The organism is Mesobacterium hydrothermale, assembly GCF_035818635.1.
Classification (GTDB): domain Bacteria; phylum Pseudomonadota; class Alphaproteobacteria; order Rhodobacterales; family Rhodobacteraceae; genus Mesobacterium_A; species Mesobacterium_A hydrothermale.
In genome coordinates this window covers 1-11,538 of sequence record NZ_JAYLLH010000052.1, presented here as the reverse complement: position 1 = coordinate 11,538, position 11,538 = coordinate 1, and the positions used below count along the sequence as shown (strand labels likewise).

At 62.4% G+C, this 11,538-nt stretch carries 10 protein-coding genes; 9 read left to right on the top strand and 1 reads right to left on the bottom strand.

What is annotated here, in order from left to right; all coding sequences use genetic code 11:
• Positions 1 to 62: 62 nt before the first annotated feature.
• From VK792_RS18910 to VK792_RS18885, 6 genes are all read left to right on the top strand, one after another.
• Positions 63 to 899, top strand: coding sequence for a hypothetical protein (locus VK792_RS18910; protein WP_494337876.1), 837 nt, complete (start codon positions 63 to 65; stop codon positions 897 to 899).
• 233 nt (positions 900 to 1,132) lie between these two features.
• Positions 1,133 to 3,262 carry a ParB/RepB/Spo0J family partition protein gene (locus VK792_RS18905; protein WP_326299442.1) on the top strand — a complete coding sequence of 710 codons (2,130 nt, stop codon included), beginning with the start codon at positions 1,133 to 1,135 and terminating at the stop codon, positions 3,260 to 3,262.
• A 100-nt stretch (positions 3,263 to 3,362) separates the two neighbouring features.
• A complete protein-coding gene (locus tag VK792_RS18900; protein WP_326299441.1) occupies positions 3,363 to 4,406 on the top strand; it encodes a DUF7146 domain-containing protein in 1,044 nt (347 codons plus the stop codon).
• 251 nt (positions 4,407 to 4,657) lie between these two features.
• On the top strand, positions 4,658 to 5,584 hold the full coding sequence (locus tag VK792_RS18895; RefSeq protein WP_326299440.1) for a DUF2493 domain-containing protein: 927 nt from the start codon (positions 4,658 to 4,660) through the stop codon (positions 5,582 to 5,584).
• A gap of 118 nt (positions 5,585 to 5,702) precedes the next feature.
• Positions 5,703 to 6,155: a hypothetical protein gene (locus tag VK792_RS18890; protein WP_326299438.1), complete on the top strand. Its 453-nt coding sequence runs from the start codon at positions 5,703 to 5,705 to the stop codon at positions 6,153 to 6,155.
• Positions 6,156 to 6,813: 658 nt separating this feature from the next.
• Positions 6,814 to 7,152: a DUF736 domain-containing protein gene (locus VK792_RS18885; protein ID WP_326299437.1), complete on the top strand. Its 339-nt coding sequence runs from the start codon at positions 6,814 to 6,816 to the stop codon at positions 7,150 to 7,152.
• A gap of 149 nt (positions 7,153 to 7,301) precedes the next feature.
• On the opposite strand, the gene VK792_RS18880 is transcribed toward VK792_RS18885, so the two are convergent.
• Complete coding sequence (locus VK792_RS18880; protein WP_326299435.1) at positions 7,302 to 9,407, bottom strand: DUF4238 domain-containing protein; 2,106 nt, start codon at positions 9,405 to 9,407, stop codon at positions 7,302 to 7,304.
• Between the two features lie 205 nt (positions 9,408 to 9,612).
• Here VK792_RS18880 and VK792_RS18875 point away from each other — a divergent pair, with 205 nt between their 5' ends.
• The 3 genes from VK792_RS18875 to VK792_RS18865 are packed head-to-tail and all read left to right on the top strand — an operon-like array spanning position 9,613 to position 11,436.
• A complete protein-coding gene (locus VK792_RS18875; RefSeq protein WP_326299433.1) occupies positions 9,613 to 9,882 on the top strand; it encodes a hypothetical protein in 270 nt (89 codons plus the stop codon).
• Positions 9,879 to 10,196, top strand: a complete 318-nt coding sequence (locus tag VK792_RS18870) for a type II toxin-antitoxin system RelE/ParE family toxin (RefSeq protein ID WP_326299431.1) — start codon at positions 9,879 to 9,881, stop codon at positions 10,194 to 10,196. The genes VK792_RS18875 and VK792_RS18870 overlap by 4 nt, the downstream gene beginning before the upstream one ends.
• Before the next feature lie 46 nt (positions 10,197 to 10,242).
• On the top strand, positions 10,243 to 11,436 hold the full coding sequence (locus VK792_RS18865; protein ID WP_326299430.1) for a hypothetical protein: 1,194 nt from the start codon (positions 10,243 to 10,245) through the stop codon (positions 11,434 to 11,436).
• Positions 11,437 to 11,538 lie beyond the last annotated feature (102 nt).

Genomic DNA, 11,538 nt, shown 5'->3' with positions numbered 1-11,538 from the left:
CATCAGCATGACTCGCACGGCCAGCACCAAATGGGAATCCCAATTCGGACTCGTTTGTCGCGATCAATCCACTAGGTTTTCGCCTCAACGAAGGATCGCTTGCCGACATCTCAGTTACTAGAGGCGATGCCCAGTATATTGCATCCACTTTGGCGAAGAAGCTTCTTGATGAAGAGGTTCGAGTACAGCTCGTTGACGGCAGAGAGCTGACGCAGCCTTTTTCGAACGCGATGAATGCTCTTCGCGATGGATGGCTTCTCAGCAGCACAAAAACGAAGGCACTAAGTACGTTCGACATCTCTACTGTTGGGGCCAACTATGTCGGCGTGGGGAAGCCATTCGTATTTATTAGGGCTGGGAACCAGACAAGGCTGGCAGAGGAACGCCAGAAACGGAATCTCCTCGATCAAGATGACTTGAAGTTATTTCTTACACGATCTGGGTCACAGGGCCAAATTTTTGATACTGCCGTAATCCAATCTCAAAGGGACTTGGATGATGAAAATGCAAATGAACGACTTGCGAGGCTGTTTTATTCGCAGCTGAGGACACTTGTTTTTGCACATTCCTTCTATTTGCGCCAGGTTGAGGCAGGACTGATCTCTGGTCCGAGGTCTCTAGAGTCCGCGCTCAAATCACTTGTTGACCGTCTATCGGCCTTGGAGCCGGTAGAAGATCAACATGGCGACGCACTGACCTGTGAAGCACTGCGTCAGATTCTCAGGAGTGCGGATATCGACGTTGCTCGCATGAGCCACGAAATAGACGAACAGCTTAAGCCCGGATGGGTTAGGCGCAACCTTGGAGGTTTTTTCGGCTATTTCGACAGGAAAGCTGACTTGGCAATTGAGGCCGCCGCAGGTGCCGCTACTAAGCAGCTACTCTCCGGCGGCCCTTAAAATATTGGGCAGCACCGAATGCTTAGCCCGTCTATGCCGGTGAGGGAACCAACCCTCTTACTTCAGAAATAGTATGGCACGTTCGCCATTGCAAGTGGTGATGGTGGGAAGTTTCGCGGTGTCGGCATCGATCTATCGTGGCTCTCTCAGAGTAAGAGGGGTGCCGGGTTTTCCGTGACGGGTTTGGAGGTCGGGAGAGAGGCTCCCGGCTGGCCTGTCGCGGAGATATCCCGATGACCAAGCACCAGAAGATCACCCTCAGCGCCTCGCGCGACATCCCCTTCAACAAACTGATGCTCAGCCAGTCGAACGTGCGCCACGTCAAGGCGGGCGTGTCGATCGAGGAACTGGCCGAGGATATCGCGCGGCGGACGCTGCTCAGCTCCATCACGGTGCGGCCGGTGCTGGACGACAGTGGTGCCGAGACAGGCATGTACACGATCCCCGCCGGCGGGCGGCGGTTCCGGGCGCTGGAACTGCTCGTCAAGCAGAAGCGCATGAACAAGACCGCGCTGGTGCCCTGCATCGTGCGCACGGACGGGCTCGCCGAGGAAGACAGCCTCGCCGAGAACGTCCAGCGCGCGCCACTGCATCCGCTCGACCAGTTCCGCGCCTTCCAGGCGATGCGCGAGAAGGGTCGCACCGAGGAGGAGATCGCGGCCGCCTTCTTCGTCTCGGCCACCGTGGTCAAACAGCGGCTGAAGCTCGCCGCCGTCGCGCCGTCGCTGCTCGACGCCTATGCCGAGGAGGAGATGACGCTCGACCAGCTCATGGCCTTCACGGTCAACCCCGACCATGCGCGCCAGGAGCAGGTCTGGGAGGCGCTGCAGCGGCATTATTCCCGGCAGCCCTACGAGATCCGCCGCATGCTGACCGAGGGCGCGGTGCGGGCCTCGGACAAGCGGGCGCGGTTCGTCGGACTCGACGATTACGTCGAGGCCGGGGGCGAGATCCTGCGCGACCTGTTCCAGCAGGACGATGGAGGCTGGCTGCAGGATGCCGCCCTTCTCGACGCCATGGTGCGCGAGAAGCTGGCCGAGGAGGCCGAAGCGATCCGCGCCGAGGGCTGGAAATGGGTCGAGGTCGATACCGAATTCCCCTATGGCCACACTTTCGGGATGCGCCGGATCCATGGCGAGGCGGTGCCGATGAGCGACGAGGAAGCCGCCAGCTACCAGGCTCTGAAGGCCGAATACGACGCGCTCGAGGCCGAGCATGCGGAGGCCGACGAGTTGCCCGACGACGTCGATACCCGGCTGGGCGAGATCGAGGAGGCGATGGAAGCACTCGAGGCACGTCCGATCCGGTTCGAGGCGGAAGACCTCGCGCTGGCAGGAGCCTTCGTCAGCATCGACAGTTCCGGGCGGCTGCGGGTCGAACGCGGCTATGTGCGGCCCGACGACGAGCCGGTCGAGGAGGTGGAGGATATCGGCGAGGTCGCATCGCAAGCGGCGCCGGTCGAGGACACCGACGACACCATCAACTCCACCACGGACGAGGAGGAAGAGGACGACGGCCTCAAACCGCTCTCCGACCGCCTCGTCATGGAACTGACGGCCCATCGGACCCTGGCGCTGCGCAACGCACTGGGCCAGGACCCGCAGGTCGCCTTCCTCGCGGCGCTGCATGCGATGGTCCTGCGGCTCTTCTATCGCTACGCCGTCGACAGCTGCGTCGAGATCGAACCGCGCAACTCCGCCTTCGGATCGCAAGTGCCGGGCCTAGGCGACACGGCCTATGCGCAGGCCATCGACCAGCGCCACGAGACCTGGGCGCGGAACCTTCCGAAGGCATCCGAGGACCTCTGGGAGGCCCTGACCGAGTTCGACAGCTGCAGCCGCAAGGCGCTCTTCGCCCAATGCGTTGCGATGAGCGTGAATGCCGTCCACGACCCCTACCAGCGCCGTCCGCGCGCCATCGCGCATGCGGATGTGCTGGCCGGGACGATCGGGCTCGACATGGCAAAGGCGGGCTGGACGGCGACGGGCGACAGCTACCTCGGCCGCGTGACCAAGGCGCGCATCCTCGAAGCCGTGCGCGAGGCGAAAGGTGAGGACGCCGCTGACCGGATCGCCGGGCTGAAGAAGGCGGAGATGGTGGCCGCCGCCGAGGACCTGCTCTCCGGCACCGGCTGGCTGCCAGACCCGCTGCGCACGCCGCCGCTGCCGGAAGAGGACGCACCGGAGATCGAACTGGTCGACCATGCGGACACCGCGGATGAAGAGCCTTCGAACGACGATCCTGACAGCGGCGAAGCGCAATCGGCGGAAGACGGCGACGAACCGGCTATCGGAGATTCCGAGCCCTCGGGAGAAGATGATCCCGTCGCCGGTGACGCCTTCGCCCGGACAGCAGCCGAGTGACCTTAGAGCAGGTCGGAGCTCCTTCCCCCCGAGTTCCGGCAGCCGGGGTCCGCCAGAAATGGCGGGCCCCTTTTTCTATCCACGACAGGAGGCACAAAGCATGCTCAGCCCCGCCGCCGACATCGCCCGCCGCCTTGCCGAGGATGCCGAGGCCGTCTGCCGTCACTACCTCACGAACGGGCGCAAACAGGGCCGCTACTGGGTTGTTGGCGATGTGCAGAACACACCAGGCCGCAGCCTCTATGTCAGACTGACCGGTCCGATCTATGGTCCCGGTGCCGCCGGAAAATGGACCGATTCCGCAACCGGGCAGCACGGGGACCTTCTGGACCTGATCGCCCTGAACATGGGTATCACCACCCTGAGGGACGCGCTGGACGAAGCGCGCAGGTTTCTCAGCCTGCCGCAGACAGACAGGGACCGCGTCGCCAATCCGCCAGCCAGTCGTGGCTCACCTGAGGCGGCACGGCGGCTCTGGGCCATGGGCCAGCCGATGTCGGGCACCTTGGCCGAACGCTATCTCGCCGGACGCGGCCTCACCGGGCTGGGCCATCTCGACAGTCTACGGTTTCACCCGAACTGCTTTTATTGGCGCGAGGATCACGCACTGAACGATCCGCCCGAGACTTGGCCCGCCCTGCTCGCCAAGGTAACGGACCTCGATGGACGGCTCACCGGCCTGCACCGCACCTGGCTTGACCCCGCCACTGCGGACAAGGCCCCGGTCATTCCACCGCGCAAGGCGATGGGCAATCTCCTCGGCTATGGTGTTCGCATCGGCAAACCGGTCAGCGTGCTGGCCGCAGGCGAAGGGCTTGAGACCATGCTCTCCCTGCATCTGGCCCTGCCGGAGTTGCCTGCGGTGGCGGCTCTGTCCGCCAATCATCTCGCAGCCCTGCAGCTGCCCGCCGATCTTCGCCGCCTCTACATCGCCGTCGATGCCGACCCGGCGGGCCTGTCCGCCGCGGACCAACTGGCGCATCGGGCCATCGGGGCCGGGATCGACGCCGTCCATCTCTCCCCCTGTCTCGGCGATATCAATGACGATCTGCGGGCCAATGGCCGCGACGCGTTGCGCGCGCATCTGCGTCCGCAACTGGCGCCCGAGGATGCCGTGACCTTCCTCGACCACGCCGAGGATTGATCGGAGTCGGCGCAGCCGGCCAGCGCCTCCGCGATCAGAGCCACGCCTTCCGGCCTTCCGAGAGCGGGCAAAACGGAGCAGAGCCCGGACGGGCCCGCAACGGCCATGGCCGTCCTCCGCTGCGCTTCGGTTCCACCCCATCGCGCGGGCGCGACGGGGACCCCTGAGAATGCAGACCCGTCCGGCCCCCGCTTTTCCGTTGCCCGGGAAGGCCGCGAGAGGCGCGGTCTTCGACAAACGGAGACGACATCATGACCGACACACATCTTCAAACCCGATCTTCCACCGCCGTCGTGCTCGAGGAACTGCAGCTCTACGGCTGGCGCCCCTTCACCGACGAGCCCGATCCCCGCCCCCTGCCGGAGCCCGACGCCATTCGCACCGCCGTCGCCGACATTTTCGACGCGCTCGTCTCGACGCTGTCCGACACGCGGTTGGAGCCCGACCTCGAAGACCTGCTCTGGTCCACCACGAACCTTTTCCACCGCATGGCGACCCGGACCGGCCGCGAACTCGACAGCAACGAACAGGTGCAGAAACGGGCACAGCGCGAACAGGACGGGTCCGAAGTTCGCTCGGTCGAGCTCGAGACCCTGATCGCGGAGGGCATCACGCTCATCGAGCGGCGCAATGCCTTTGAGGCCATGCGCGATCTCGCGGCCGAGGGCTTCGAGGCGCATCTCGGCCAGACCTGGCACCCGCGCACAGGCAGCCACTTGAACCGGCGCACCCTGACCGCCTCGTTGATCGACAGCCGCGATCACATCGCCGCCAAGCGCCGGGCCGATCTGGAACCGCTGCTGCCGCAAGGCACGAAGATCGCCTTCAGCGGCGGGCTCGACTGCACCGATCACACAGCCATCTGGGCGGCGCTCGACCGCGTCCACGCGAAACACGCCGACATGGTCCTGTTGCACGGCGGCGCGCCGCGTGGGGCCGAGCGCGTCGCCACTGCCTGGGCCGACAATCGCGCCGTGACGCAGATCGTCTTCAAACCCGACTGGACGCGGCACGGCAAATCGGCCCCCTTCAAGCGCAACGACCAGTTACTCGACACCCTGCCCATCGGCCTCATCGTCTTCCCGGGCTCAGGCATCACGGAAAATCTCGCCGACAAGGCCCGCACGATGGGCATTCCGCTATTCGACTTCCGGCCGAAAGCTGCCCCAACGGCATGACTGGATTTCCGCCGACGCCCGCCCCGAACTCTCCCGGGGCGGGCCGTTTTCTGCTATGATCCGCCCGTGCCAATGGAGGAGGTGGCGGCGCGATCCTTGTTCTCGAAAGGAGTGCCTCATGTTTTTCTCCACCCTCTTCACGCTGTTCGGCCTTGGTGCCCTCTGCTGGATCCTGTTCAACCTGGCCGTCTACGCCCTGCCCTTCGCGATCGGCCTGACGTCCGGCATGTATCTGTATGAGTCCGGCCAAGGCGTCTTCCTGTCGATCATTGCGGGCCTCTTCATCGGCGGCTTCATCGCGGCTCTGGGGGAATTCGCCTTTGACCGCATCCGGTCCGTTCCTCTCAAACTCGCCATCGGGCTGATCTACGCGGTCCCCGCCGGGATCGCCGGGTTTCATGCGGCAAAGGGTCTTGCCGAATTCGGCAGCGCGGGCGCTGCGACCATCACCCTCCTGTCTTGGCTGGGCGCGCTGGTCGTGGGCGGGACCGCTTGGGCGCGGGTATCGGGCTGGTCCGAGGTCAACGCCTTGTCCGACCCGCATCCGCACAGGTCTTTCGACGAACGCTGAACGCCCTGTGAAGCTTGCGCCGGTGCCTGCCGTCCCGCCACATCGTCAGCGTGCGCCGCAACCGATTGCTGCAAAAGGTCTCGATCCTCGCCGACACAGCAGCTTTGCGGTTGGGCAGGATCGGCTGAGCAAAGCCAGATCGCCGAAACCCACGTTGTGGCGCATGGCCCCGGTCGCGCATGCACCTGGATTGTCGGCAGACCGAACATCACGGCAGACAAGCACAGACACGGCGAGAGGGGGCAATCCCGGAGCAGCGAGGCACGTCCGGGACATGAACCGTCCCGCCTGCACGCCAAAACCTGTCTTTGCACGACGGCCGCTGCCGGGGTCTTGCGCGGTCCAGAGGTAGCCTGTCATTCCCTCTTCCATGGCATGACGCCATGCGTCCCATGCGGGCCTCTCAGCGGCTGATCTGACCGGGATCGGCTGACGCCTCGACCGCCTTGGCCGCAACGGCCGGTCCGGACTTTCTTCCCCTGGCGCCCCCGAAAAATATCGGGTCCGCCATTCCTCGCGCGGCAAGAAAGACCGGCCTTGCCGTCCTCCGCTGGCGCTGCGGGCCACAGGGGCTGCGTCGGCGGATCGCCCCGGTCCTGACGATCGCCATCGAGGCCGCGAAGGGCGCGGGCTCGGACAAGCCAAAAGGAGATATGACATGGCCACCATCGGAACCTTCATAAAGACCGGCAGCGAATACGTCGGCGAAATCGTTACCCTCAGCGTTCAGGCGAAAGCCGTCCGCATCGTCCCCGAGGACAGCACCCCGAACGACAACGCCCCCTCCCACCGCGTCTTCGTCGGCCGTGCCGAGATCGGGGCCGCCTGGTCCAAGCGCTCGACCGAGGGCCGCGACTACCTGAGCCTCAAGCTCGACGACCCGAGCTTCACCCAGCCGATCTACGCCAACCTCTTCGACGATACGGTGATCGAAGGCGGCGAAGAGACCTTCAGCCTCATCTGGTCGCGCCCCAACACCCGCCGCAACGGCGACTGAAAGCAAACCGCCCCGCCCGGGATCGCCGGGCGGGACGGGATTTGCTCGTGTTGGGCTGACCACGAGCGGCTCGCGGTCACGCTTGAAACCAACGCGTCCGGCCCGGGGCTGCCGTTCAGTCAACGTGTTTGTTGCTGCGGTGCGGCCCGTCAAAGCAGCCTTTTAGTGCCGGAGCGAGAGGAGAGCCGGTGTTCACCAGAGGTATGAACATAAAGCGCCCCATCATTCATTTGATCCGGCAGCACCCCTACTTCGAACAACAAGCGTTCGAAGTGTCGGTTGAGGAAAAACACTTCATCAAAGTTCGCCCAGTCTTCCACACGGCGATCAAAAGCGGCAAGGTCTTCTTCAAAGAGCTTTGACCACTTCAAAAGCTCAAGCTGCGTGAGGGTTCGATCCAGAATGCCGTTTGGTCTCTGCGGACCGATCATCGAAGCGCGCGCCGCGAAAAACCTTGCCATTGCTGTCATGAAACCCGACACATGGGCGGCACAGATTTCGAAAAAGCGTTCATGATCACCTTCCTCATGATACTGGGCATGCGCATCTTTCGTGACGGAAATCATCTGTTCAAGTTGCAGATGCGCTTGTTCAGAATAGAATTCCAGCGTCTCCATGTTAGAAGCGACGAGACGGGTGGAGAAATAGGTCGCTGGAAGCGTGTCATTGTACCGATAGAGCCAGCCCTCATACGGGTCTGGGTATGAGGAAAGAAGCGTACCCGGAAACTTACCCTCTACAAGCGCGTTGAAAGCAACCGTCCCCAAGCAATAGCAGATGACCGAAATGGCCTCTATGCTTTGGGTTTCATCTTCCGAAATCAACTGCTCTGCAAGGTAGCCTCTGAGGACTACGTGGGTCTTTATGCCATCGTCACGTCGCACTGCAAGCGGCATGGCAACGCCGTTGGGGTTAGCGCCCGCCGAGGGATCAATGCCGCGACCAACACCCAAGCCACGATCAATTTCCTGTAGTGCCGCCGCATAGTCTATGGCAAACGTGATGCCGTCCAAGCGATGAATGGGAAGGTGGCCCCCAAACGCTTTGACTGTTTCATTGAGGCATTGTGCTATTTTTTGCGCATAGGCCTCGTCGCCGAAATCCTTGAAGGAGACAGAGTACGAATAGCCTTCACCTGCTGACAGATCAGTCCAAGTTACTGGCTGAGTTTCCTTCTTCGGGGCGTTCGAGCCATCGCCGACGAATTCCTCAACAGCTCCGCGCAACGCCGACGAAGTAATGCCAGCAATCTTGGCGCGTGCTGGGCCACCGAGTTCCGCAAGATGGGTTCCTGGCACTTCCTCCCTTCGGTTCGTCAGATAAAAGGTGAAGCAGCTGTCGCGGGCTATTTGGTTATAGATTTCTGTAACCTCTTCCCGGTCATTTGCAGCACTTCCGACTGCCAGCTTTGAAGGGGTCAGGGGAATGACGACTCGGGTCATGCTTTTGTGTTCCGCCAGCATGTATGGCCCCCACCCTTCAGCATCTTCGGCGATAGCAACACAATCAGGCAGAACAGCGTCCCCGGACGGAAAGTCCACAATCCGCCATTGAAATTCTTCCAGCATGGCTTTCCGGGGCGCAGGCACCAGGTCTTTCCCAAGAACCTGAACATGCACGCTTTGAGGCATCGTTCGGAATTCCCCCTGGAAGCGTTCCATGAGCGCCGAGAATTCCTCTGAAGCGGCCTTCTGAAGGAGGTCGTAATCCTCTCGGATAGCCTGATACAGCAAACGTACAATCGCTTTAGGCGTAACATTGGTAAGCGAGCTGAGCAGGTGTTGTTCGAACTGCTGAATCGCCATCGCCTCGAATTTTGATGGCACGCGGTGTTTGGGTAGCTCCAAGCCTTCAAGAAGCTCAGTTGGTCGGTGAATGAGAATATCAATTGACGAAACGAGTTCAGATGCTCCTGCATCGATAAACTCACGCAGATACGCTGCGCGCATTGTCAGATGCGCCACTATCTCGCTTATCAAGTGCGCGTGCAGTGTTTCGCCAACTGGAACATCGCGAGCTTCCTCGACGCGGAATTTCAGTTCCTTTTCGTATTCCGTGATCAAGTCGTCCAGTGTGGGAGCACCGGTGGTTGCGGGCTTGGAATAAAAGTCCCTCTTGGCGGCAGCATCATCGCGGGAGACCGGTTTGGGATCAGGCAGGCCACGCCGGTACATCCAGAGCTTGTCACTTCCATCTGGAATGACAAACTCCTTCAAGAAGTGCCTTGGGATGAAATGCTGTTTTCGACCTGCCATGAAAGTATCCGCCCCAAAATGAGAGAACTTGAATTCGCGAATGCAATCGGAGCAAGTGGCTGCAGTAAACTTGAACGTCCGCTTGCGCTCTTTTGTCGATGCAATGTCTCACCCGCAGCGAAAGTCCACAACCCGGCCCTCCCCAAAGCGGTTGCATGTCTTCAAACCCTCGCTAAGATGACTAAGTCATACCCTGGAGGCAACGATGACCGTCAAGACAACCCTCAGCTTCACCGACCGCCACCACCAGTTCCTCACCGACAAGGTGGGCCAAGGCGTCTTTGCGTCACAAAGCGCGGCTGTAGCGGCGGCGCTGGAGCAGATGATGCGCGATGAAGAGGAGCGCGAGTTGGCACTTGGGGCGATGGCCGAAGAAATCCGGGCGCGGCTCGACACGCCGCGCTCCGATTATGTCCCCGCCGAGGACGCCTTTGCCGCCGCGCGGGCCCGGCTGCAGGCCGCGCGCGAGGCGTGACCTATCGCATCCGCTTCCATCCGGCGGTCGCGGATGATCTCGACGCGATCACACGCTGGCTGATCGACTATGCCGGCCCACAATCCGCCGCGCGCCGGCTGGACGAGATCGAGGCCACCATCGCCAGCCTTACCGATCTGCCGCACAAGGGCAGCCGCCGGGACGAGATCGCTCCCGGGCTGCGCGCCATCCCTGCAGGCCGCAAGGCCGTGATCGCCTTCACGGTCGACGATGATGCGCGCGAGGTTCATATCCACGCCGTGACTTATGCCGGGGCCGACTGGATCACGCGCAGTAAAGTGCGCGGGCGGTAGCAGGATGGCGCGCAAATCCGTCCACAAATGGGCCTTCAAACCTGGCATGCGCGCAAGCGCTTTCGGATGGCGCGGCTCCGCCAAGGCGACCCAGCGGTTGAAATCGGCCAGCGCGGAGATCCGGGCCGTCAATCGCGCGGATCCTGTCACGGCGGCGGACGGCGTGGTCGCATTGGCCGCACGGATCTGGCCCGCGTTTGAGCAGATCGATACCTCGTCAGGCGCGCTTGGCACCGCCGTGCGCCGCACACTTGACGACCTTGTGCCGATCCTGATCGCCGCCCCTGCCGATGAAAAGACGCGCGCAAAATGGTTGGAGCAGCTGCGCGCGGCGATCGAGGACGATGGCGTCGACTACCTCGCCCCGATCTCGGAGCGGTTCGGGGAGATTGCGGCATATCCCGCGCTCATGACCTTACATGCCGACAGGGATCTCGCCCTGATCCATCGGGCCTGGTCGGATTGGGAGCGGTATTCCCATGTCGGCACAGCGCCGCTCACGCTGTCCTGCCTGCTCGAGGCGGAACGGTATGACGAACTGCTGGCGCTCCTCGCGGTCAAGAAGACCCGGCTGTGGTTCGATGACAAATTCGGAGCCGAAGCCTTGCTCCGACAAGGCCGCGAGGATGACGCATTGGCCTATGCAGAGGCGCTGCTGCAGGCGGACCGCCAGACATGGGGCCATCACGACATCTGCCGCTTTTGCGAGGCGATCCTGGTACGCCAAGGCAAGGCGGACGAGGCCTATCGCCGGTTCGGCCTGCCCACAACGAGCGGAAACACTTGGCTGGCGATGTGGCGCGATCTGGTCAAACGCTACCCTGACCGGGATGCTCGTGCATTACTGGAAGACCTGATCGCGCTCCACGGTCGCAAGGGCAAATGGTTCGCCGCGGCCAAGACCGCGACGTATTTCGACATCGCCCTCGACTGCGCAGCCGATCATGAGGCGGCACCGGCCACGCTCATCCGGGGCGCCCGCGATTTCGCGATCAAGGAACCGGCCTTCGCTGCCGATGTCGCTCTGCATGCGATAAGGCATCTTCTGGCGGGCCGTGGCTATGAACCCAGCCCGTTCGACATCGACGAAGCGGTCGATCACCTGATGACCGCCAGCACGCGCATTGACCGGCGGGGCTGGGCCATCGCGACGCTTCAGCGACTGATGGAGACCACGCCCGGCGATGATCTGATGCAACGCCGCCTTGGCCAGAAGCTGACCGAACTCAGTGCTGAATAGCGGATTGATCGCTATCGAGAAGCAGCTGGAATAGCCCCCTGAAAGTGGTCCACCAACTGGGATAGATTTGTCCCGCAATTGGAGGATCAGCGATGGCTGGGA

What these genes read in the sequence shown, in the direction of transcription:
- VK792_RS18905 (WP_326299442.1), top strand. Translation starts at nt 1,133, where the DNA reads ATGACCAAGCACCAGAAGATCACCCTCAGCGCCTCGCGCGACATCCCC.
- VK792_RS18900 (WP_326299441.1), top strand. Translation starts at nt 3,363, where the DNA reads ATGCTCAGCCCCGCCGCCGACATCGCCCGCCGCCTTGCCGAGGATGCC.
- VK792_RS18895 (WP_326299440.1), top strand. Translation starts at nt 4,658, where the DNA reads ATGACCGACACACATCTTCAAACCCGATCTTCCACCGCCGTCGTGCTC.
- VK792_RS18890 (WP_326299438.1), top strand. Translation starts at nt 5,703, where the DNA reads ATGTTTTTCTCCACCCTCTTCACGCTGTTCGGCCTTGGTGCCCTCTGC.
- VK792_RS18885 (WP_326299437.1), top strand. Translation starts at nt 6,814, where the DNA reads ATGGCCACCATCGGAACCTTCATAAAGACCGGCAGCGAATACGTCGGC.
- VK792_RS18880 (WP_326299435.1), bottom strand. Translation starts at nt 9,407, where the DNA reads ATGGCAGGTCGAAAACAGCATTTCATCCCAAGGCACTTCTTGAAGGAG.
- VK792_RS18875 (WP_326299433.1), top strand. Translation starts at nt 9,613, where the DNA reads ATGACCGTCAAGACAACCCTCAGCTTCACCGACCGCCACCACCAGTTC.
- VK792_RS18865 (WP_326299430.1), top strand. Translation starts at nt 10,243, where the DNA reads ATGCGCGCAAGCGCTTTCGGATGGCGCGGCTCCGCCAAGGCGACCCAG.